The organism is Bacteroidota bacterium, assembly GCA_016706255.1.
Classification (GTDB): Bacteria; Bacteroidota; Bacteroidia; order Chitinophagales; family BACL12; genus UBA7236.
In genome coordinates, this window is the sequence record JADJJZ010000006.1 from 1,062,506 (window position 1) to 1,087,664 (window position 25,159).

17 protein-coding genes are annotated in these 25,159 nt (G+C 36.3%); 14 read left to right on the forward strand and 3 right to left on the reverse strand.

Annotated elements, in window-relative coordinates:
- Positions 1-11 precede the first annotated feature (11 nt).
- Genes IPI65_13270 through IPI65_13285 form a run of 4 tightly spaced genes read left to right on the forward strand, consistent with a single transcriptional unit; the run spans position 12 to position 3,352 of the window.
- Entirely contained in the window at positions 12-785 is a 774-nt protein-coding gene (locus IPI65_13270) for an SAM-dependent chlorinase/fluorinase (protein MBK7442483.1), read from the forward strand.
- Entirely contained in the window at positions 782-1,069 is a 288-nt protein-coding gene (locus IPI65_13275) for an antibiotic biosynthesis monooxygenase (protein MBK7442484.1), read from the forward strand. The genes IPI65_13270 and IPI65_13275 overlap by 4 nt, the downstream gene beginning before the upstream one ends.
- A 1-nt stretch (position 1,070) precedes the next feature.
- A complete protein-coding gene (aroB, locus tag IPI65_13280; GenBank protein ID MBK7442485.1) occupies positions 1,071-2,135 on the forward strand; it encodes a 3-dehydroquinate synthase in 1,065 nt (354 codons plus the stop codon).
- Positions 2,132-3,352 carry a 3-phosphoshikimate 1-carboxyvinyltransferase gene (locus IPI65_13285; GenBank protein MBK7442486.1) on the forward strand — a complete coding sequence of 407 codons (1,221 nt, stop codon included), beginning with the start codon at positions 2,132-2,134 and terminating at the stop codon, positions 3,350-3,352. Before aroB ends, IPI65_13285 begins: the two co-directional genes overlap by 4 nt.
- On the opposite strand, the gene IPI65_13290 is transcribed toward IPI65_13285, so the two are convergent.
- From IPI65_13290 to IPI65_13300, 3 genes are read right to left on the reverse strand one after another with little or no spacing between them, the layout of a single operon-like run.
- Positions 3,295-4,905 carry a hypothetical protein gene (locus tag IPI65_13290; protein MBK7442487.1) on the reverse strand — a complete coding sequence of 537 codons (1,611 nt, stop codon included), beginning with the start codon at positions 4,903-4,905 and terminating at the stop codon, positions 3,295-3,297. The two genes, IPI65_13285 and IPI65_13290, sit on opposite strands and share 58 nt — an antisense overlap.
- A 12-nt stretch (positions 4,906-4,917) precedes the next feature.
- Complete coding sequence (locus tag IPI65_13295) at positions 4,918-5,859, reverse strand: MCE family protein (protein ID MBK7442488.1); 942 nt, start codon at positions 5,857-5,859, stop codon at positions 4,918-4,920.
- A gap of 54 nt (positions 5,860-5,913) precedes the next feature.
- Entirely contained in the window at positions 5,914-7,089 is a 1,176-nt protein-coding gene (locus IPI65_13300; GenBank protein ID MBK7442489.1) for an N-acetylmuramoyl-L-alanine amidase, read from the reverse strand.
- Positions 7,090-7,161: 72 nt separating this feature from the next.
- On the opposite strand from IPI65_13300, the gene IPI65_13305 reads away from it, so the two are divergent.
- From IPI65_13305 to pdeM, 10 genes are all read left to right on the forward strand, one after another.
- Positions 7,162-7,497 (forward strand): hypothetical protein, encoded by a 336-nt coding sequence (locus IPI65_13305; protein ID MBK7442490.1) that lies wholly within the window; start codon positions 7,162-7,164, stop codon positions 7,495-7,497.
- 53 nt (positions 7,498-7,550) lie between these two features.
- Positions 7,551-8,357 (forward strand): LPS-assembly protein LptD, encoded by an 807-nt coding sequence (locus IPI65_13310; protein ID MBK7442491.1) that lies wholly within the window; start codon positions 7,551-7,553, stop codon positions 8,355-8,357.
- Positions 8,320-9,825 carry a hypothetical protein gene (locus IPI65_13315; GenBank protein MBK7442492.1) on the forward strand — a complete coding sequence of 502 codons (1,506 nt, stop codon included), beginning with the start codon at positions 8,320-8,322 and terminating at the stop codon, positions 9,823-9,825. The genes IPI65_13310 and IPI65_13315 overlap by 38 nt, the downstream gene beginning before the upstream one ends.
- Positions 9,826-11,817: 1,992 nt before the next feature.
- Entirely contained in the window at positions 11,818-13,866 is a 2,049-nt protein-coding gene (locus IPI65_13320) for a hypothetical protein (GenBank protein ID MBK7442493.1), read from the forward strand.
- Positions 13,867-14,013: 147 nt separating this feature from the next.
- Positions 14,014-15,246 carry a phosphoglycerate dehydrogenase gene (serA, locus tag IPI65_13325; GenBank protein ID MBK7442494.1) on the forward strand — a complete coding sequence of 411 codons (1,233 nt, stop codon included), beginning with the start codon at positions 14,014-14,016 and terminating at the stop codon, positions 15,244-15,246.
- 94 nt (positions 15,247-15,340) lie between these two features.
- Positions 15,341-16,129, forward strand: coding sequence for a T9SS type A sorting domain-containing protein (locus tag IPI65_13330; GenBank protein ID MBK7442495.1), 789 nt, complete (start codon positions 15,341-15,343; stop codon positions 16,127-16,129).
- Between the two features lie 1,320 nt (positions 16,130-17,449).
- On the forward strand, positions 17,450-19,414 hold the full coding sequence (locus IPI65_13335; GenBank protein ID MBK7442496.1) for a DUF4394 domain-containing protein: 1,965 nt from the start codon (positions 17,450-17,452) through the stop codon (positions 19,412-19,414).
- A 193-nt stretch (positions 19,415-19,607) separates the two neighbouring features.
- A complete protein-coding gene (locus IPI65_13340; protein ID MBK7442497.1) occupies positions 19,608-22,028 on the forward strand; it encodes a DUF3536 domain-containing protein in 2,421 nt (806 codons plus the stop codon).
- 31 nt (positions 22,029-22,059) lie between these two features.
- Complete coding sequence (locus IPI65_13345; GenBank protein MBK7442498.1) at positions 22,060-24,516, forward strand: ligase-associated DNA damage response DEXH box helicase; 2,457 nt, start codon at positions 22,060-22,062, stop codon at positions 24,514-24,516.
- Positions 24,506-25,159, forward strand: a complete 654-nt coding sequence (gene pdeM, locus IPI65_13350; protein MBK7442499.1) for a ligase-associated DNA damage response endonuclease PdeM — start codon at positions 24,506-24,508, stop codon at positions 25,157-25,159. Before IPI65_13345 ends, pdeM begins: the two co-directional genes overlap by 11 nt.

The window sequence follows — 25,159 nt, forward strand, 5'->3', positions numbered from 1 at the left end:
TTAACCGAATTATGCCAATTGTAACCCTCACGTCCGACTTAGGTAATAAGGATTACTACGTGGCTATCATTAAAGGTAAAATATTATCACGTGTGCCAAATGCGCAACTTGTTGATATTACCCATGAAATTACTCCCTTTAACATTCAGGAAGCTGCTTTCGTTCTCAAAAATACATTTATTCACTTTCCTCCAAAAACAATTCACCTTGTAAGTGTACATGCAGAGACCCGCAGCGACACCAAAGTTGTGGTTATTGAACACCAAAATCATTACTTTGTTGGTATGGACAATGGTTTATTTGCACTTATGACAGAGGAATTACCAAAACAAATTATAGCAGTAAATATGGTCGGAAATGGGCCAAGTTCATTTTTAGCGAAAGATATCATGAGTGATGTTGCGTCGGCGTTATTGGAGGGGAAAACCCTGCAATCGTTGGGTTCGGCTCTTAACGCGCTTGAATCAAAAACTTACCTGCGGCCGCCTGATAACAATTTTGTGATGCGCGCAAGTATCGTGTACATCGACCGTTTCGGCAATTTGATCACCAATGTGAGTAAAGACCGATTCGAAAAAATACGTGCTGGACGTGAATTTGTTATAAATTACAAAAGAAATGAAGAACTTCGCGAAATATCCGGAACGTACAGCGATGTACCGGAAGGAGAAAGATTGTGCTTGTTCAACTCCTCGGGTAATCTGGAAATAGCTATTAATAAAGGCAATGCCAGCCAGCTCCTGGGATTACATCTTGATAACACCATACAAATTGAATTTGAATGATAATACGCATTGTGAAAATGTCCTTTTTGCCCGAAAAGACTAACGATTTTATGCAAATTTTTGGCAACGCGCAACACAAAATTGAAGCGTTTCCGGGATGTAAAGGCGTGGATCTGACACGTGATATTTTACAACCGAATATTTTTATTACAATTAGTATTTGGGATTCGGTGGTTTCACTCGACAATTATCGCAATTCTGAATTATTTAAAACTACCTGGGCACAAACTAAATTATTATTTAACGAACGCCCCGATGCATGGTCGCTGGATAAATTAAGATAGGATGCAAATTTCTCCGGATAATTATACCATTTTTATTAATAACCTTCCGGACAAGGACGGCGTTTTTACAAGCTGGCTGCAGCAACATCAATATTCACGCATTTTTGTTTTATGTGATGAAAATACAGCCCAATATTGTTATCCGAAATTGCAAGCATTTTTGCCACAGCATATTTTACTACAAATTAAATCCGGTGAATCGGAGAAAAATATTCAAACGTGTACTTATTTGTGGCAACAACTTACTGAATATCAGGCTGAAAGAAAAAGTCTGCTGATTAATTTAGGCGGCGGTGTTATTGGCGATATGGGCGGTTTTGTTGCCGGAACGTATAAACGCGGATTCGATTTTATCAATATTCCGACTACATTATTATCACAGGTAGATGCATCAGTTGGTGGTAAATTGGGTATTGATTTTAATGGCGTAAAAAACCTCATCGGATTATTTCAAAATCCGAAAGCTGTTTTTATTGTATCCGATTTTTTGACAACATTACCACAAAATCAATTGCGCTCCGGTTTTAGTGAAGTGTTAAAACACGGATTAATTTATCAGGCCGAATACTGGAATACAACTAAAGTTTTAAATTACGCTACCTGCTCCGACTGGTTATCGGTAATTGCCAACTCTGTTGAAATAAAACATCAAGTAGTAAAAATTGACCCTTTTGAAAGTGGGTTACGAAAAATATTAAATTTTGGTCATACCATTGGCCATGCTATTGAAACATGGTCGCTGCAACATGACACAAATCCGCTATTACACGGAGAAGCAATTGCCATCGGTATGATTTGTGAAGCCTATTTATCGTTTAAAATAAACGGACTTAGCCAAACAGCACTCGAGGAAATAGTTGAAGTATTGATAAGAAATTTCGGAAAATATCCGCTCCAAAATATACCTGTTCCTGCTTTAATGGAAGTGATGCAACTAGATAAGAAAAATAGTAATCATACGATTAACTTTAGTTTATTGCGTGCCATCGGTACCTGCGATTTTGATATAAAAGCCTCAGACGCAGCAATTGCCGAATCATTAAATTTTTATTGCCAACTCAAATGAAATTAATTTTTAAAAGTGTTCCATCAGCTATTCAGGGTGCAATAAAACTGGAAGGTTCAAAAAGTATCAGCAACCGTTTATTGATCATGCAGGCATTGTGCCCGGAAGGATTTGAAATAGATAATCTCTCTCCATCGGATGATACTACAACATTAAAGCGCCTGCTAAGCAGTAATGATACCATTTGTGATGTTGGTGCAGCAGGTACTACCATGCGATTTTTAACTGCTTATTTTGCAATTAAAAATCAGCAACATATTTTAACCGGTTCTGATAGAATGAAGCAGAGACCAATTAAATTATTGGTAGATGCACTCCGCGATTTAGGAGCTGATATTCAATACAAAGAAAAAGATGGTTACCCGCCAATTGAAATTAATGGTAAAAAATTATCCGGCGGAAAAGTTACCATTCGTGCGGATGTGAGTTCACAATATATTTCTGCTTTATTAATGATTGGTCCTGTCTTGGAAAACGGACTGGAATTATATCTCGAAGGAAAAATTGGTTCCTTTCCTTATATTAATATGACCTTGCGCACCATGGCAAAATTGGGTATCCAATATAAAATGGATGGAAACACAATTCATGTGTACACAGGTAATTATATTGGTAAACCGATGCAGGCAGAAAGCGACTGGAGTGCAGCTTCTTATTTTTATGGTATTTGTGCATTGAGTAAAGGCGCTGAAATTAAAATAAGTGGCTTATTTAAAGATAGTTTGCAAGGTGATAGTGTGTTACCGGAGATTTATAATCAGCTTGGTGTAGTGAGCTATTTTGAAGATGATATTTTAGTACTTAGTCAGGTGGATAGTTATGTGGATGAATTAATTTACGATTTCAGTAATTGCCCCGACCTTGCACAAACGGTTGCGGTTACTTGCGCAGCACTTGGTGTTCCTGCAAGATTTACAGGACTGGAAAGTTTAAAAATAAAAGAAACAGATCGCACGGCAGCTTTGCAAACGGAATTACAAAAATTCGGTGTGTCATTTTTACCGGATGGTGAGGCCTGGGTTTTAAACGGAGCAACCGTTGCCGGAAATGATTTAACGATTCATACCTACGAAGATCATCGTATGGCCATGTGTTTTGCACCGTTGAGTTTAAAGCACAAAAATATTATTATAGAAGAACCAATGGTAGTGAAAAAATCTTACCCTTCTTTCTGGAGCGACTTATCCTCACTCGGGTTTGAATCGGAATCAATTTGAGGCAAATCATTTTTTAATAAATCTTCTTTTGACTGAGGACGTTCATTATATAACCAGAGGAAATTTTTTAACTGATAATCAGTAAGTGTTACATTTTGCATGGGTTGAAACTCACTGTCGGGTGCATTTTTAAATGTAATTCTGTGAAACTTTTTATTGCTTAACTGAATTATTATTTCGCTGCAAAACATTTTATTTACACCAATATACCTGTCCTTTTCATCTTTCCCAAAATAAATACTTTCACCATTTCCGATGGCTTTTATTTTGGTAAGATCTTCATTGGTAAAATACCCGAAAATATTTCTGCCTTTAATTTGATTGTATATTAAACTGTCATCTTCGTTAATAATAAAACCATTGCTAAATAGTTGAATTTCGCTCAGTGTTTTATTGCGTAAAATCATATTTACTGTATCTGCCGTAAACTGAGAACTATCGCTCCACATAACAGGTAATCCATACATTCTGATTACCGAATCCATATCCGAATAACTCAGCGAATCACATCTTCCCTGCAAATCGCTTTTATATATTTTAACATTGTGAAACACCAGCATCGTTTTGCGCCCCAAACTGTCCTGTATGGTGCGAATGGTATCTCCCCCAATAAATAAAGTATCCTCATCCATCACATAACCGGCAATTGAACCACCTGTTGAAAATATGGCTTTATTTATTTCATCATATTCCGCAAAATTGCTGTATTGCAAAACCTGTTGTGCGGTATCTTCAAAAATAATATTTCCAAATGCCTTTCCAATACCAGTGCTGCGGTTATAATAAATACTATCAGCGTCAAGCGACTGTGGTGGATTATCTAAATGTGCATTTTGATGAAATACTGCTATACCGCTATTGGTTTCGTAATATCCCTTCTCGCAATACACAGTACTTTCTTTGTTAAAAATTCTTGTTGGTCCGCGAAAAATGGCAATTTCAGAATCGGTATTATATTGCAAAGTATCTGCTTCCAATCCGTATTCAGGATGTTTTAATATGACATCTTTTTTGAAATACGCATCATTGGTATACGCATAATAATATCCATACACACTGGTTAATACCGCTTCACCATCAGTAACTTTTCCACCATTAGTATAAGTTGCAATTTTTGTATTTAAATCATAACTTAAATTATCGGTAGTAAGCGTCATCGACTTATCGGTAATTTTTGCATTGCTGTAAAGCCGCGCTATTTTAGTGTTACCATCATATATGGCAGAGTCGCCATAAGCGTGAATAGAATCAGCCTGATTTAAATGTACATGCCCGTAAATTTTTGCAATGTTTTCCGATTTAAATAATAAAGCACTATCGCAATACAGGGTTAAATCTTTTTGCACCAGAATTACATTATTAACCAAACGGTTAATGCTCACATTCCTTTTTTGAATTATTTCAAGATAATCGGCACTTCGAATTTGAATTTCGCTGCTATCTTTTTTTACTTTTATTACTGACTGGGTTTGGGCAATAACAGGTTGTGCGGTCAACCAACAACAAATGATGATTAAACCGGTGCATAGCCACCTGTTGCTGTTTATTTTCATTTTGCCTAACTTCTATTTACCAAACAATTTTAAACGGATGGTAGGGTCTTCTGCAAATTTAGCCACTGCTGAATCCAGTGTTTGCAATGAACGTGTGAGTTCTAAATATAATTCTTCGTCATTAACCAACTTGCCTAAACTACCTTCACCGGCATTAATTTTTTGGGAGATAATATTAATATTTTGTGCAGCAAGTTCAAATTCTTTTGCCAGCGACTGCCATTCAACAGCATTTAATGAATCGGTTACTGATTTTAAATTAGATAAAATTGATTTAATATCATTTTCACTTTCATTTACATAAGCAGTAATATCCGAAACATCATTGATGATAGAATCAATTGCACCTTCTTCATTAATAATAATTGAGTTAACTCGGTCTGCCGATCTGTTAAACGACTCTAAGGTCAATTTAATGCTCTGCATGCTTTTTTGTAAATCTTGTTGTACTTCATCTGTAAAAATATTGCGCAAAACGGTTATTGCAGTATCCATTTGCGACAACATACTTTTTACCTTATCACTAATCGGTTTAAATTCGGCACTAATGGTATTTGCCAAATCAGTTTCAATACTTCCTTTCAAATTACTATCCGGAGCAGCTACTTCTGTGGAATGACCCATTAAAATCTCTACATATTTTTCACCCATCAAATTACCTCTGATGCGTGCTTCTGAATCGGCAGGTAATTTTACATTTTCAGTAAAATTTAGCACCACATTTACACCACTTTGGTCTTCCTGCAGTCCAACAGCTTTTACACGACCAACGGTAAATCCGTCAATAATAATCGGGTCACCCACCAGCAATCCGCCGGCACTGTTATATTCAACAAAATAATCTGTTCCCTTGTGAAAAATATTTATGCCTTTAAGGTAATTAAAGCCAATAAAGAGCAGTGCTATACCTACAGCCGCCAAAATCCCTACCTTCGATTCATTAGATATTTTCAAGTGATATGCTTTTGAGTGTGCTAAATTATGAAATAGTTTGCAAGTGGTGTTTGCTTATTTACCTGCAAGTGCTTTTGCCTCCTCAATCGAGATACGTTTTCCGTCCTTAATTGCGATAACAAATGCATCTTTATAACCCGAATCTCGTGCCAGTGTTTGTTTTTTAGTCGCAGCATCCAAACTACTGTAGGGCCCGATACGATATTTATACATGCCACCTTCTTTTACAAAAGTTACATTTTCTCCGCTCAAAGCGCTGAATTTGCTCATTTTTTCTTCCGTTGCACTGGCATAAAACTGCACACTGAATGTGAGTCCGTTATTTACATCAGGCTTTGTAACCGGGTTGGTTTCTGCAGTTGGTTCTTTGTCCATTGCTGCCTCAATTTCGGTCACTTTTTCTGCACTTACTTTACCGGAATTGTTTTCCATATCGTTTTTATAATCGCGGAAAGCATAAAAAATACTCTCGGCAATGGCAGTTTGCCCATCGGCAGAAGCCAGGAATTTTTCTTCATTTGCATTGGTCAAAAATCCGGTTTCAATCAATACACTTGGCATACCGGTTTTCCATAAAACCAGAAATCCGGCTTGTTTTACCCCGCGACTGCTGCGTTTGGCGTGACTTTTTAAATATTTTTCCACGCTAGAGGCAAATAATACACTTTGCTCCATAAACGCATGTTGATTCAACGAAAAAATGATATGCGAAGCAGGATTTGAAGGGTCAAAACCATCGTAATGCTGGTTATAGTTGTCCTCTAATAAAATTACCTCGTTTTCACGTTTTGCCACATTTAAATTGGCTTCAGTTTTATGCAAACCCATTACATAGGTTTCTGTTCCTGAAGGCGAAGTGCTTGGATTGGCATTACAGTGAATACAAATAAATAAATCGGCATTGTTGCGGTTGGCAATTGCGGCGCGCTCATATAATTCAACAAAAACATCCGTTTTACGCGTGTAAACCACTTTTACGTCAGGATAATTTTTTTCAATTAATGCACCCAATTTTAAAGATAAATTGAGGGCAACGGTTTTTTCGTTGTTTTTGGTTCCACTGCAACCAATGTCGTGTCCACCATGCCCTGCGTCAATCACTACCGTTTTTAATTGGTATGGTTGCGGTGGTTCCGGCTTTAATGCACCTGTTTTAAACGAGGTTAAAACAATAAATGTCACCACAAAAAATACTAAGAGCAAACTGGTTCTGCTGGTTCTTTGTTTCATAATTTCAATAGCTTTGCACAATAATTGTAGGTAAACACGCATTTAAGTATTAAAATTATTCCAAAATTACCTGTGCCACGTAAATTTCTGCTTTTAACGATACCACTACTGGTGAATTGTATGTTTTTAAAGGCATTCGGTAACAATTTTGTATATTTTAATGAGCAGTCTAACCAAACCGATGTGTATTCAGGAAATTTGCTTCAACCTGACACGCTCATAAATGTCGATTCATTAACGCTCGATACTATAACGCTGAATGGCAACAATTTATGGTACGATTTAGCACCTGATGCATTGGATGCGCTCATAAATTATAAAGGCGTTGATTCAATTGTTTACGATTTGGATAGTGGCAAAACCTATATTTATGCAAAGGGGAAATTTCTTATCAGACATTTTACCTGAAAGCCGATTTTATCACCTTCGACTGGGAGGCAAAAACAATTTGTGCAAAACAATTGGTTGACAGCACCGGGAAAAAAGGTGAAAAAGTTTTTTTTAGAGATGGTGAGGAAGAATTTTATGCGGAAGACATGTGTTATAACTTCGGGACTAAAAAAGGGAAAATTTATTATTTCCGGGCGCAGGAAGGGGAAGGATATATTGCAGTGCAACAGGCCAAGAAATTAGATAACGATGCTTATTACGGCGATCATTTGAGTTATACCACCTGCGATTTGGACCATCCGCATTTTTATATAGCAGCAGAAAAAGCCAAAGTAATGCCGAAAGAAGTTGCCGTTACCGGTCCTGCGAACCTTGTTATTATGGATGTGCCAACACCATTATTTTTACCGTTTGGCATTTTTCCGATTAAACGTGGACAAACATCAGGGTTAATTATTCCTTCTTATGGAAACAATTTTAATCAGGGTTATTTTTTGCGCAATGGCGGATATTATTTTGCGTTGAGTGATTATTATGACCTTTCAATAACAGGCGATATTTATTCGAGAGGTAGCTGGGGTTTGCATGCTGCGTCGCGCTATAAATTAAATTATAAATTCAGCGGAAATTTCGGAATCGATTATGCAAAAAATAAAGTTGGATTTTCGTTTGCACCCGATTATTATGAAAATACCGGTTTTTTTGTCCGCTGGAGTCATACACAAGATGCGAAAGCGCGCCCAAACACCACATTTGGTGCAAGTGTAAATTTGGGAACCAGCGATTACCTTGCTAATAACTCATACAGCTCAAGTTATTTAACTAATCAGTTGAATTCAAGTGTCGTACACAAAATCATTTCCGGGTTCACCATTTAATTTAACAGTTGCGTTGCGACATAGTCAAAATACATCCGATAATATTGTAAATATTACTGCACCTGAAGCCAGTTTATCGATGAACAGAATTTATCCTTTCAAAAAAATTAGTACTAATAAAGAAGGATTTTTAAGTCAGTTTTCAGTTGGTTACAGTGTGAATACCCGCAATCAAATTTCTGCCCCCGATTCATTATTATTAATGCCGTCAACATTCGAAAATATGTCGAATGGAATGCAACATAAAGTGACTACCTCTGCTCCGGTTAAATTTTTTAAATATTTTACATTTAGTCCTTCGTTTAATTATACCGAAAACTGGTATCTGGAATCCATCCGAAAAAATTTCGACCCGGAAATTATTTATGATACCTTGCTGAGCTCAACAGGAGAAGATAGTATCGTTTCTTATACGCAATATGTAAATATTGATACTGTAAATGGTTTTGTCGCAGCAAGATATTTTAATATGAGTGCGAGTATCAATACAAAAATATATTCAACAGCACAATTCAACGGAAAATTAAAAGCAATTCGTCATGTAATGACACCTTCGTTGTCGTTTAATTACAGTCCCGATTTTGGTGCACCCAAATGGGGTTATTATGGCGATTATTATGCGCTGCCAACTTCTACAGAACCTACACCATATTCCATATTTGAACAAAGTATTTACGGTGGCCCTGCAAGGGGAGAAGTGGGAAGCATCGGATTAAATATCAGTAATACCCTCGAAATAAAAGTTTATTCAAAAAGCGATTCGGTTAAACACGAGAAAAAAATAAAAATTCTCGAAAGTTTTAGTTTTGGTTCTTCATATAATATTGCGGCCGATTCACTCAATTTTTCGGATATCGGATTTAGTGCGTATACCACCTTATTTAAAAATGTGCGTATTAATTTTTCCGGAAGTTTTGATCCATATATTTTGGATACCAGTGGTGTGAATTTAAATCAATTTGAATGGAATGTAAACAAACGTATTGGCCGATTTAATGGCGGTTATGTAAGTTTAAGCACAGATTTTAATTCGAAAAGAAAAACAAATCCCGATTTAGCCACCAACGCCGGCACCGAAGCTGAGCGCGAAATGGTGTGGAATAATCCGAATGAATATATCGATTTTGAAGTGCCCTGGAATTTTAGTGTAAGTTATAATTTGCGCGTTACCAATACACCAACTTTTGAAGGAAGAGATTCGTTATATACCACACAATCTGCTACGTTTCAAGGCGATGTTAATTTAACACCAAATTGGAAATTAATGCTGACCTCCGGATACGATTTTCAATTAAAAGATTTCACCTACACCAGCATCGATATCTATCGTCAGTTGCATTGCTGGGAAATGGGATTTAAATGGATACCATTCGGTTCGCGTCAGAGTTATATTTTTAACATCAACGTAAAAGCAAGCGTTTTACAAGACCTAAAACTCACCCGCAAAAAAGATTGGACAGAGTATTAATTTAAAGAATTAATAATTTTTTTGGAGCATCAACATTTTTCACGCCATCAAATTCGCTTCCGGCTTTTCGCTACAACAAACATATAATTTAAATTAAACTCAAAACCGGCTGTTCCATTATTACATCGGTACATCACCACATTGGTACATTAGTTTGTTTTCGCTACAATCCGGGCTAGAATTTTCTCTGTCGATTCTATCACAATAATTAGTTTTAGATTAGAGCTGCAGATACATTCCTATGGGCTGTTGAATGGCGAGGGCATGTGTGTAAAAAATATGTAACCCCTGCCTAAGGCGGCAGGTAAACCTATTGGGGTATTGGTTTACAGTTAATATGTTGTATTGTGATAATATGTTCATTAAATCTATTATAATGTACATTCTAAAAATATGTAACCCCTAAAGGGGTATTGGTTTACAGTTAATATGTTGTATTGTGATAATATGTTCATTAAATCTATTATAATGTACATTCTAAAAATATGTAACCCCTAAAGGGGTATTTATTTTTTGGTGCATATGTTGTTTTGTCAAAAAATGTACATTTAATCTATAATGTACATTCTAAAAATATGTTACCCCTAAAGGGGTATTAATTTTTTGGTGCATATGTTGTTTTGTCAAAAAATGTACATTTAATCTATAATATACATTCTAAAAATATGTAACCCCTAAAGGGGTATTAATTTTTAGTAAACATGTTGTTTTGTGCCAATATGTTTATTCAATCTATAATGTACATTCTAAAAATATGTTACCCCTAAAGGGGTATTTGTTTTTAGTGAACATTTTATTTTGTGATAAAATGTTCATTTAAATTATAATATACATTCTAAAAATATGTTACCCCTGCCTTAGGCGGCAGGTAAACCAAACGGTGTATTTGTTTTTAGTGAATATTTGGTTTTGCGACAATATGTTCATTAAATCGTTTATGAACAATTTGGATTATTAAAAAATTGAAATTAAATGCGCAACACAACAAATATAGCCATTACCAAAACCCCTTAGGGGTTCCATATTTTTAGCATGTACAATGTAGAATAATTGAAATTAAATGCACAAAATAACAATTATGGCAATAACCAAAACCCCTTTAGGGGTTCCATATTTTTAGCATGTACAATGTAGAATAAATGAAATAAAAATCACAAAACAACAATTATGGCAATTACCAAAACCCCTTTAGGGGTTCCATATTTTTAGCATGTACAATGTAGAATAAATGAAATAAAAATCACAAAACAACAATTATGGCAATTACCAAAACCCCTTTAGGGGTTACATATTTTTAGCATGTACAATTTAGAATAAATGAAATAAAAATCACAAAACAAAAATTATGGCAATTACCAAATACCCCTTTAGGGGTTACATATTTTTAGTACAATGTAGGGTAATTGAAATTAAATGCACACAACAACAATTATAGCAATTATTAAAACCCCTTTAGGGGTAACATATTTTTAGCATGTACAATTTAGAATAAATGAAATAAAAATCACAAAACAACAATTATGGCAATTACCAAATACCCCTTTAGGGGTTTCATATTTTTAGCATGTACAATGTAGAATAATTGAAATTAAATGCACAACACAACAAATATAGCCATTACCAAAACCCCTTTAGGGGTTTCATATTTTTAGCATGTACAATGTAGAATAATTGAAATTAAATGCACAACACAACAAATATAGCCATTACCAAAACCCCTTTAGGGGTTCCATATTTTTAGCATGTAATTTGTAGATTAAATGAAATAAATAGCACAAAAACAACAATTTTTACAATTCCCGAATACCCCTTTAGGGGTAACATATTTTTATAATGTAATGTGTAGAATTAATGAAATATATTGCACGCGGATGTTGATGCTCCAATTATTAAAAAATTTAATCGAATTTACCTGTATGCGGTTATGGTGGAATTTTAGTAGTTTTAGGCCGTGAAACCGGGTTATTTTTATTTACCATTTTTATTTGCTGCATGGCGGTGAAAACCAATGCGCAGGCTTCGTTCGACCATAAGGTGGTTGATGTGGGCAATATGGGAATGTATGTTACCAATGCACTCACTATTGGTCGCCCGGATGTGCGGAATTCGCCTTCGGGTGAGCCTTCGATGGAATATCCGCTGAATTCGGGAATTGAACATTTGTTTGAGGGCGGATTATGGCTGGGTGCAATTGTGGATGGGCAATATAAAGTTTCTACATCGGCAAAAGATGCTGCGAGCGGATATACTACCGGACAAACGGGTTTTGAATTTAGTGCGGAAATTGGCAATACCATTCAGCAACGCAGTACATTAACTTCGAGCGATTATTTTAATTTCGATGCCATTTCGCATGCAGATATGCTGATTGATGCATCAGATAAAAATGTAATTGTTCCGGGAACTACCATCGCAATTTCAGAACATACGGCGCCATTATTTGCTGATGTACATTTGGAAACTTATGCATGGAATTATTCGTTTGCCGATTATTTTGTGTTGCTGAATTATACCATCACCAATAATTCTGCTTCAACGTGGGATAGCGTGTGGTGCGGGTTGTGGAGCGACCTAGTTGTTAGAAATGTAAATGTTTCAACCGATTTTGGTTCTGCATTTTTTAGTCATGGCGGATATGGTTATTTAGATACCATGTTTACTAATTATGCATTTGATGTTGATGGTGATCCGGGATTTACAAACTCATATGGTGCGTTTCAATTTTTAGGTATTGAATGGCGCGATCAATTTATTCACCCGAATAATAATGCAAATTTAATTGCGGCCGGTTTACCTGCTGCCGATGTAAATAGTAATTATTGGATATTTAATTCTACTGCAACACCACCATACAACGCTCCGGCAAATGATGTGGAACGATATGATAAATTAAAAGACGGTTTGAATTATGTTGACCCGGGTGTTGTTGATTTTTTGCATGACCCATCCACCACAGGCGGATTAACAAATTTAATTTCTGCAGGTCCGATTGCTGCAATTGAACCCGGCGAATCTATTCATTTAGTTTTTGCTGCAGTTTGTGCAAAACAAATAGAAAATGGTGGCACAACCGGCGCGGAAATGGATACACCCGAAGCACAGGCAATTTTGCTGGACCATTTAAGCTGGGCAAAACGTACTTATTTAGGTGAGGACCAAAATGAAAATGGTGTTTTGGATATTGGTGAAGATTTAGATGATGATGCAATTTTAGACCGCTATATATTACCTGAACCGCCTGCTACTCCAAAAATAAAAGTGGTTGCCGGTGATCAAACAATTGATATTTATTGGGATAATAAAGCAGAATTTTCTGTTGACCCAATTTCGAAAGAAATTGATTTTGAAGGTTATCGTTTATACCGCACACAACCGGGCGATGATTTTAATTTAAATTTAATTGGTGATGCAAATATGATTGCACAATGGGATTTAGCCGGAAATGCAATTGGATTTAATAATGGTTTACAAGCGGTGCAATTAACCACTCCTGAAATAATTGATGCGGATACATTTTATTATAAATATACTTTGGATCAAGTATTAAATGGTTGGCAATACATGGTAATTTTAACTGCGTTTGATCGTGGTGATGAAAACCTGAATATTGAAAGTTTGGAATCATCATTTATTGAAAATGCTGTTCGTGTTTTTCCGGGAACTGTTGCTGCTGTGGATGCCAATGTTGCAGTTGGTGTTTATCCAAATCCATACCGATTAAATGCTGCCTGGGATGGTTCAACTTCTACTACACGCAAAATTATTTTTTACAATTTACCGGCTTCCTGTGAAATTACCATTTTTACTTTAGGCGGTGATGTGGTTGCAACACTCAATCATAATAATGAAACCTACAACGGCAGCGATATTGCCTGGTATGAAACTTATGGCGGAGACGCTTCAACACGTGTATTTTCGGGCGGTGAACATGCCTGGGATATTTTGAGTGAAAGCAAACAAACCATAACGCAAGGTATTTATTTGTTTAATGTAAAAGACCTTACAACAGGTGAATTAAACAGGGAAGGTTTGTGGTTATAGAATAAAATTTCTTATTATATTTTAAGTAAATGAAACTTATTGTAAAAGATACAATAAGTATATTTGAGTGCCCATTTTTCGGTTTATCGTTAAGATATTTTTTTCGAATTCCTAGCTGCTAATCCTTATCTTTGTACAAATATTTACATGTCGGCAATAACATCTTTTCCAAAAGAAAAAATTCAGATTTTATTATTAGAAAATATTGCTGATAAAGCAGTTCAGGGATTTGTTGATGCCGGCTATGCTCAGGTAACTAAGTTATCAGGAGCATTAGATGAAGACCAATTGATTGCAGCCATTAAAGATGTACATTTATTAGGCATTCGTTCAAAAACACAGATTACTGCTAACGTAATGGCACATGCAAATAAATTACTTGCAGTAGGTTGTTATTGTATTGGAATTAATCAGGTAGATGTTCAGGAAGCGACGGAGAAAGGCATTGTTGTATTTAATTCACCATATCCGAATACACGTTCAGTTGCGGAACTGGTGATTGCTGAAGCGATTATGTTATTGCGTAGAGTGCCTGAAAAAAATGCTGCTTTGCACACAGGCATCTGGATGAAAGATGCAAAAAATTGTTTTGAACTACGGGGGAAAACATTAGGCATAATTGGTTACGGAAATATTGGTATGCAGGTGAGTGTGCTTGCGGAAGCGCTCGGGATGAAGGTGATTTATACTGATGTAATAAATAAATTACCGATGGGCAATGCGCGACAAGTGCATCAGTTAACAGATTTATTACAGCAGTCGGATGTAGTTTCGTTGCATGTTCCGGAGGCACCTTCTACCATTCAGTTATTAAATGCGGCTGCATTACAAATGATAAAAAAGGGCAGTGTGTTAATTAATTGTGCACGTGGTAATGTGATTGATTTGGATGCATTACAACAATTAATTACAACAGGGCATATTGGTGGGGCAGCAATTGATGTTTTTCCTGAGGAACCGGAAAAAACCGGACCGGGATTTAGTTCAGGCTTACAAAATTTACCAAATGTTTTATTAACGCCACATATTGGCGGATCTACCGAAGAGGCTCAAATAAATATTAGTGAGGATGTTACAGCAAAATTGATTCAGTATCTGGAAATGGGTGTGAGTAGTGGTTCACATAGTGTTCCGGCGCTGCATTTGCCGCAACATCCGGATGCGCATCGGATTTTGCATATTCATTTTAACACTCCGGGTGTTTTGTCGGAAATAAATGCTGTGTTAAGTGCGGGAGATGTAAACATTGTGGGGCAATATCTGAATACGAATAATAAAATCGGGTATGCGGTGATAGATGTCAGCAAAAATTTACAGACTCAAACCATTGAGGCTCTGCGGAATGTAAAACATACTATTAAAATGCGGGTGGTTTATTAAGTGTAAATTTCACTTTTTTGGGTTAAATTCTTACCTGTATGTACCAGTAATATTGAAAAGTAATGTAAATTTATCCCGAACAACGACAACAATTATGAAACGTACATCTAAATTAACCATGCTTACGTTTTCCCTTTTAATCACTTTTAATTTACAGGCAGGCATTTCCGCATTTTGTTTTATTGATGAGTTCGGGTACATCGCCGAAGTTTCCGCAACACGAACCGGTCCGGGTTATTATGAACTCAACGGTACAGCCGACGTGTTAACAGGTTACGACTGGGCGGTTACCGGGTATTATGATAAAGCTGCGGATGTTTGGAGTTTAACCTTTACAAATCCATTTCCGGATGACTGCGGTTTTACTACTGATTATTTTACTTATTATTCCACTTCACATGATGCGGGTATCATTAATTTCGACTGGACATCGTATTGTTTTGGAGCTGTAACAGATGTTGGTGTGGCATCAACCATTTTTTACAAAACCTTATGTCCCTTTAAAACCGCACCCACAACACCAACCGGTCCGGCAAGATCTGATTTAAGTATTTCGGGTTTAAAACAAACTACCATTTTACCAATTTTGGATGCCGGTTATTTTCGTGATTTATTTTTTGAAGAAGAATTAAGTGTAGTTACCACCTCAACAAATAATTATACGGTTAGTTTTGAGTTGGCTAATGCATCAACAGCTAAAGTAGATATTTACAATTATGCAGGTCAGTACATTACAACCATTGTTGAAAGTGAATTAAATAATGGTTTCCATAAATTTAATTGGAACGGAACTGATGCATCCGGCAACACAACAAATGCAGGTATGTATCTTGCAACGTTAACCTACGGTGATAATCGAGTTAGTTGCAAATTTGTAAAATAATTTTTTAGAACATTATTATAAAAGACCGCCGAAATGGCGGTCTTTTTTTTATGTCTGTATTATAGGATTGGGTAATCTATATGTTTTGTGGTAAATTATTTTATGATTCGTTTAATTTCATTCTAAAAATATGTTACCCCTGCCTTAGGCGGCAGGTAAACCTAAAGGGGTATTTGTTTTGATTCGGTGTGGGGTTTGGTGGTTAATTAGTTTATTAATCGTTTAATCACGGTCTAAAAATATGTTACCCCTGCCTTAGGCGGCAGGTAAACCTAAAGGGGTATTTGTTTCGTTTGGATTTATTGTTTTGTGGTAAATTAATTTATTATTCGTTTAATTTCATTCTAAAAATATGTTACCCCTGCCTTAGGCGGCAGGTAAACCTAAAGGGGTATTTGTTTTTGATTCGGTGTGGGGTTTGGTGGTTAATTAGTTTATTAATCGTTTAATCACGGTCTAAAAATATGTTACCCTGAGGACCTAGGGGTTGGTTTTGGTGGGGTTGGTGGTTAATAGTTTAATCGTTTAATCACGGTCTAAACCCCCTGGGGGGGGGGAAACCTAAAGGGGTATTTGTTTTTGATTCGGTGTGGGGTTTGGTGGTTAATTAGTTTATTAATCGTTTAATCACGGTCTAAAAATATGTTACCCCTAAAGGGGTATTTGTTTTTGATTCGATATGAGGTTTTGTGAAAATATTTTCATTTAATCTATATTGTACATTTTTAAAATCTATAACCCCTGCCTTTTGTGGCAGGTAAACCTAAAGGGGTATTCGTTTTTGATTCGCCATTGGGTTTTGTGGTAAATTGTATTATTAATCATTTAATTACATTATAGAATTTAAATGAAAATATTACCACAAAACCCCATATCTGCCCCAAATTAAAAACCCCTTTAGGGGTTACATATTTTTAGAATTTAAAATTATACGATTCGCCAAACCCCGTAGGGGTGAAACAAAATGGACAAAACCCTATTGTTACGACACACCAATTTTTGTTGATTGGAACGATGCAGAAAATTCTAGCCCGGATTGCAGCGGAAACAAACAAACTAATGTGCTAATGTGACGATGTGCTAATGTGCTGATTAAACAGCCGGTTCAGAGTATAAATTGACTTTCAGATTTGTTGCAGCGTAAAGCCGGCAGCGATTTTGCCGGCGAAAAAAAAAGTTGATGCTTCAAAAAACCAGGCGCAAAAAAGTTTCGTATGTATGGCAAAACCCGATTAAACAATAAAACAAACTGTAAACAAGCAAGGGGTGAAACCTGATTTACATTGAACTAATTTTTGTTTAACAATTAAATGCCAAACTATGCAAATTAAAAATTTACTTGATTCCATGCGATCAAAAAAAACTAAAGCGGGCTTATTGTCGCTTGCAATGGCTGCGGGCCTTACGTTTCAGGCTGAAGCGCAAACTATTTATGCCTTGAGCAGTGGTGGTTTATATTCATTTGATGCTGCCAGTCCGGCGACAACAAATTTTGCCGGAACAATTACCGGTATAACAGCGGGACAAACAATTGAGGGAATGGATTTTCGTCCCTTAAATGGTATGTTGTATGCATTAGGATATGACCGCAATTTACAAACTGCTCAAATTTATACGATTAATTTAATGACAGCTGTTGCAACACCGGTAAATGTTACGCCGATTGCATTAGTATTAGGTCCTGTTGGTGCTGATCGTTTGGATGTTACATTCGATTTTAATCCTACGGTTGACAGAATTCGTGTTATGAGTAATCGTGATTATAATTATCGTTTAAATCCGATTACCGGTGGTATTGCATTTACCGATTTAAATATTAATTATGCTGTTGCAGATATTAATGCGGGTGCAAATCCATATGTTGCAACGGGAGCTTATACCAATAGTTATGTAGGTTCAACTTCAACCATTTTATATGATATTGATGCACAATTAAAAATTGTTGCGAAACAAGATCCGCCAAATAACGGAACATTAAATACTATTGGTAGTTTAGGTGGTGCAGTAAGTAAATCTTTGTCTTCTGCTGATATGGATATTTTTTATGATGTTGCGAGTCAAACAAACAAAACATATTTAACCGTAAATTCAAATTTTGAACCGGATCGTTTAATTTCAGTTGATTTAACAACTGGCACCGGAACGCTGATGGCTGTTAGCATTGGCGGCGGTTTGTATATTGATGATATTGCTTGTTTTATTGACAGAAGTTATCCTGAATTAACAGGTAATTTGATGTATGCATTAAATACAAATAACTTTTTATTATCATTCGATAGCAATAATCCATCAGTAATTCGCAAGGCAGTTCCTGTTACCGGAATTACATTAAATCAGGTAATTGTTGGAATGGATTTTCGTCCTGCAACAGGAGCATTATATGCATTAGGTTATAACGCAGCAACAAGTGAATCACAATTATATACAATTAACGTTGCAACTGGTGCTGCTACTGCAGTTAATGTTACACCAACAATTTTGACATTAGGTGGTAATAACGTAGGTGTTGATTTTAATCCGGTTGTAGATAAAATTCGTGTGGTTGGTGCAAATAATGCCAATTATCGTTTAAATACAGATGGCACATTATTTTTCACAGATTTGAATTTAAATTATGGTGCTGCTGATGTAAACTTTGGTGCAGATCCGATGGTTGGTACTGCAGCTTATACCAATAGTTTTGCCGGCACATTAACAACAGCATTGTATAATTATGATCAAGCATTAAATGTAATTACAAATCAGAATCCGCCAAATGATGGCACTTTAATTACAATTGGCAGCAGTGGTATTATGCAAAATTTAACTGACCCGACTACCGATATGGATATATTATATGTTGGTGGAATGAATGTGGCCTATTTAACTTCAAATACCGGTGTTTCATTATTTGATCATTTGTATGCGCTTGATTTAGCTACAGGTTCTACAACAGATTTAGGTGCAATTGGAAATGGGCTTGCGGTGCGTAATATTGCCGCAACAACAAATCCGGAATTAAAAATTGCAGGTGGTATTTTAAATGCTGCAGGAAAATTAAATGTAGATGTATTTCCTAATCCTGTTCATGATTTGTTAACCGTTAAATTCCATCTTAAAGAAGCATCTGTTGCTCAGGTAAGTATTTTTGATATTTTCGGAAATAATATGGGTATCGGATTTGCACAAATGGTAGATGCAAATGCTTCGGTAACTGTGGATGTAAGTCCGCTGGTTCCGGGTTCATATATCGTTAAAATTAATGCATCAGGAAAAACAATTTCCAAAAGCATTGTTAAGTTGTAAGTTTAGATTGGTTTCATAATGAGTTTAATCACCCGTCCGTTTTGGATGGGTGATTTTTTTTGGGGTTAGATGAGCTTATTTCCCAAGTTTAAATAAACGCTCACAACAGGCAAACACTCCCAAACTGTTCACATCCTGTTGAAGTGATATGAATCATTTATCAAATTGTCGCAGGAACATCTATTTTTGTCGTGTGAAAAGTTTTGTTTGTATACACGGGCATTTTTATCAGCCACCTCGTGAAAATGCCTGGTTAGAGGTAATTGAGCGCCAGGAATCGGCATTTCCTTATCATAACTGGAATGCCAGAATTTCCGCAGAATGTTACGGGCCTAACGGTGCCAGTCGCATTTTGAACGAGGAAAGTAAAATTATTGACATTGTAAATAATTATGCCAATATCAGTTTCAACTTTGGGCCAACCCTTTTGAGCTGGATGGAACAGTACGATAAGGATGCATACGAGGCTGTGCTGATGGCCGACAAAATAAGTCAGCAACGCCGCAGCGGGCACGGCAATGCACTGGCTCAGGTTTATAATCATATTATTATGCCGCTGGCTTCGGCGCGCGACAGGGATACGCAAATTATTTGGGGAATTGCTGATTTTAAAAAACGATTTCAACGTGAACCTGAAGGGATGTGGCTAGCAGAAACTGCGGTGGATACACCAACGCTTGAACTACTGGCGCAACATCAGATTAAATTTACCATTTTGGCACCACGTCAGGCAAAGGCCTTTAAAAAAATTGGTGATGAACAATGGTTACCTGTTAATGAAAATCAGTTAGATACTTCGGTTCCCTATTTATGCAAATTACCATCAGGAAATTCGATTGTTTTGTTTTTTTATAATGGTGTTATTTCGCGGGAAGTTGCTTTTAACGGATTATTAAATTCAGGAAAATTATTTTCGGAGCGGTTAATTGCAGCCGCAAAAGATACGGATGCGCCACAGCTTATTAATATTGCAACAGATGGTGAATCGTACGGACATCACCATTATCGTGGTGATATGGCACTTGCGAGTTGTATGGATTATCTCGCCAAAAATAAAAATGTTCAAGTTACCAATTACGGCGAGTATTTATCCAAATTTCCGGTGCAACATGAAATTCAAATTCATGAAAACAGCAGTTGGAGTTGTGTGCATGGTGTTGAACGTTGGAGAAGTAATTGTGGATGTACTGATGGCGGAAATCCGGGTTTTCATCAACGCTGGAGAGCGCCATTGCGTGCAGCTTTAAACTGGCTGAAAGATAAAGCGGATCAGGTTTTTGAAGCGGAATTACGCGCACTAACCACTTCGCCATGGGATTTACGCAACGATTATATTTCTATTGTTCTTGATAGAAGTGAAGAAAATATTACGCGTTTTTTTGCCAAAAATTTTAAAAGCAGTGTCAGCGAAATACAAAAAATAAAAATGGTTCGTCTGCTCGAAATGCAGCGCCATAGTATGCTCATGTTTACCAGTTGTGGTTGGTTTTTTGATGAGGTGAGTCGCATTGAAACGAAACAAATTTTGCAATATGCCGATCGTGTAATTCAAATTGCAGAACATGAATCATCGAGTAAATTATATCAGGAATTTTTGTTGTTACTAGAACAGGCGCCTAGCAATATTACACAGTACGAAACAGCACGTGGTTTATATGAAAAAGAAATTCGCCCACAACGATTAACGCTTACTAAAGTTGGTGTTCATCATGCTGTTTTAAGTTTGTTTGAAGATGTGCCTGAAGAATGTGCCGTATTTAATTATACTATTAAAAACGACTTCTCCGAAAAAATGATGGCGGGTGAGCAAGTGCTTGCTGTTGGTAATATGTATATTAATTCTACGTTTACTTATGCCAGTCAGGAATTTCAATATGCTGCATTATATCTCGGTCAGCACCATGTAATTGGCGGCTACGCTGAAACGCTGGATGGGGAGCAGGTTGAAGAACTTTATTTAAAATTGCGCGATGCTTTTAGAAAAAGTAATTTAAATGAAGTTATACTATTAATCAGAACCGTTTTTGGCGATAAATCATTTTCATTTGATGATTTATTTGGTGATGCTAAAGAACAATTACTCAACCGAATTTTACAAAAAGATATTTCCATTGCAGAAGATAATTATCGCGAAGTGTATGAAAAAACGTTTACGCTGGTGAATATGCTGCAACAGCAAAAGAAAAAAATTCCTGAATTATTATTGCGGAATACTGCAGCAGTTATTAATGCTGATTTAAAAAAGGTGTTTAGTGAAACTAAACCGAATATTCTGAAGCTGGAACAATTGGTTGATGAAGCCTTAAAATGGAAGGTGGAGTTAGATGCAGAAAATATTGCCTTTGTAGTGTCTGCCCGTTTATATGATTTGGTGGAATATCTTTCATTTAAGGTTGATGATATGCAGCATTTGGATAATCTGAGCCGTATTTTAATAAAATTAAATGAGTTAAAATTAAAATTTCGACTGTGGAAAATTCAGAATAAATATTACCGTATAGGCAAAGATTTTATTGGGAATGAGCAATTTATGAAAACGCTCGGTGAACAGGAGTATAAAACCTGGTTACTTAAATTTAAAGCTATCGGTGAGCAGTTGAATATTCGCTTTTAAAATTATGTTGTAATTTACGCGCCCTACTCAAATGGTGCAACAATATAATGATATTATACAGGCCTGGTATGCCGGAAAAAACTGGAAAGTTTATCCGTTTCAACAGGATTTGGCACAAGCGTATTTTGAAGGGTATCAGGGTATTTTAAATGCACCAACCGGAAGCGGAAAAACCTATGCCATGTGGATACCGGTATTGGCCGGATTTATGTCGGGCTTACACAAAGGCATAGATAAACCCGGATTAAAAGTTTTGTGGGTTACACCTTTGCGCGCATTGGCAAAAGATATTTGTAAAGCATTACAGGAAGCATGTGATATATTAGATACCGGTTGGAAGGTGGAACTACGCACGGGAGATGTTTCTCAAAAAGTAAAACAGGCACAAAAATTAAAAATGCCTGATTGTTTAATTATTACACCTGAAAGTCTACATGTTTTATTGTGTGGAAATAATTATTCCGATTTATTTTCCGGTTTACAATGTGTTGTTGTTGATGAATGGCACGAATTATTAGGCAGCAAACGTGGTGTTCAGGTTGAACTAGCTTTATCGCGGTTAAAGGCAATTCGTAAATTAAATAATGATTCGTTGTGCATCTGGGGCATCAGTGCAACAATTGGGAATCTCGTAGAATCGATGGAGGTTTTATTGGGGCAAGATAGCAATTCCGATAAATCGATAATTATTCGTTCCGCAGCAAAAAAAGAAATGGAAATACATACGGTATTACCACCAACCATTGATGTATTGCCATGGTCGGGGCATATCGGATTAAAATTGTTGCCGGAAATAGTGAATATCATTCATGCAGCACAAACTACATTGGTATTTACCAATACACGTGCAATGGCTGAAATATGGTATCATCATATTTTAAATTACGATGAAAATTTAGCAGGATTGCTTGCTATGCATCATGGAAGTTTATCGGGAGAAGTTCGTGACTGGGTGGAAGAAAATTTGCATGCCGGAACCTTGAAAGCAGTAATTTGTACTTCCAGTTTAGACTTAGGTGTCGATTTTCGTCCGGTGGATACTGTTATTCAGATTGGTTCTCCTAAAGGTGTTGCAAGGTTTACGCAAAGAGCCGGCAGAAGCGGACATCAGCCCGGAGCAGTTTCAAAAATTTATTTTATTCCAACACATGCTTTGGAGTTAGTGGAAATAAGTGCGATTAAAGAGGCAGTAAATTCAAACATGGTAGAAAAACGCGAGCCACTTGTTATGTGTTTCGATGTTTTAATGCAATATATGGTTACACTTTCAATTGGTGAAGGTTTTGTTGCAGAAGAAATTTATCATGAAATTAAAAATACGTTTTGTTTCGCATTAATTACGCCGGAAGAATGGAGTTGGTTAATTAAAAATATTTCGCAAGGTGGTAATACTTTTCAAGCATACGATGAATTTTGTAAGGTAGGAAAGGTTGAAGGCAGGTATCGCATCATGAACAAGAAAGCTGCGACTAAACATCGTTTGCAAATTGGTACAATAGTTAGTGATCCGGTTGTGCGTATTGCCTATTTAAAAGGGGGAACATTAGGCACAATTGAAGAATATTATATTGCTTCATTAAAACCGGGAGATATATTTTGGTTTGCAGGATTATGCCTTGAATTTGTTATGTTAAAAGATATGACAGCATTTGTTCGGAAAGCAAAAGAGCAAAAAGCAGGGACGGCATCTTACCAGGGAGGTCGTATGCCACTATCTGGATATATGGCAGAATTAATGCGCAAACAATTAAATATTGCAGCAACAAAAGGGATGGACAATATTGAATTCGATATGCTGCAGCCATTGCTATTATTACAGCAACAACGTTCGGTTATTCCGAAAATAAATGAATTGCTGGTAGAAATAAGTGAGAGTAAAGAAGGTCACCATATTTTTATATTCCCGTTTGAAGGCAGGGTAGTGCATGAAGTAATGGCCGGGTTGGTTGCGTTTCGATTGAGTTTATTAAAACCTGTAAGTATTTCTGTTGCAATGAATGATTATGGTTTTGAATTATTATGTAATCAGGAAATTGAAATAGACGAACAACGCATTAAACAATTATTGCATACCACCAATATGGAAACCGATTTATTTAATTCAGTAAATGCAACAGAAATGGCGCGGCGGAAATTCAGAGATATAGCCGTAATTGCGGGATTAGTATTTCAGGGTTATCCCGGAGAACTGAAGCGGGCAAGGCATTTGCAGTCATCATCACAATTAATTTTTGATGTAATGCGTATGTATGAGCCTGATAATCTGTTGCTGAAGCAGGCATATAGTGAAATTTTATACGGACAAATGGAAAATGCGCGCATGCGTTCTGCGTTATTGCGCATTCAGAAAAGTGATGTAATCATTAAAAAAACAGAAAAATTTTCTCCTTTTGCATTTCCAATAGTTGTGGACAGTTTACGCGACAAATTAACTTCTGAAAAATTAAGTGACCGTATTAAAAAAATGGTATTGGATAATGCAGAATGAAATTGAAATAAGTAAGTACGGGCAAACATTTATTTTGTCGGCTTCCAGATGTTTATTTTGGAAAGAGCAGGAAATATTGATTATTTCAGATGCACATTTTTCGAAGGAAACACATTTTAGGAAAAATGGAATTGCGATTCCTGCCGGAATTATGCAACACGACCTTATACAAATATCTGGGTTGATTGAAAAATTTAATCCTAAAAAAATTATTTTCCTCGGTGATATGTTTCACAGTGAAATAAATGAGGGATTAAATGCATTTATTCAATGGCGGAAATTACATCCTCAGTTAAACCTGCAACTGATCGTGGGCAATCATGATATTTTGCCTGATGCCTGGTATACCTTTGCTGCCATAGAATGTGTTCCTGAATATTTAGTAATTGATAATCTCATTTTCTCGCATGATAAACTGTCTATAATGCCCGAGCAAAAAATTAATTTTTACGGACATTTACATCCTGCAATTCGCTTACAGGGAAATGCAAAACAAAGTTTGCGTTTGCCTTGTTTTTTGTTTGGATTAAATGAAGTGATTTTACCTGCCTTCGGTAGATTTACAGGTGCAAAAACGATTAGACCTGATAAATCAACCATTGTATATGCAATTGGCGACCGGGAAATATTTGCAGTGCAATAA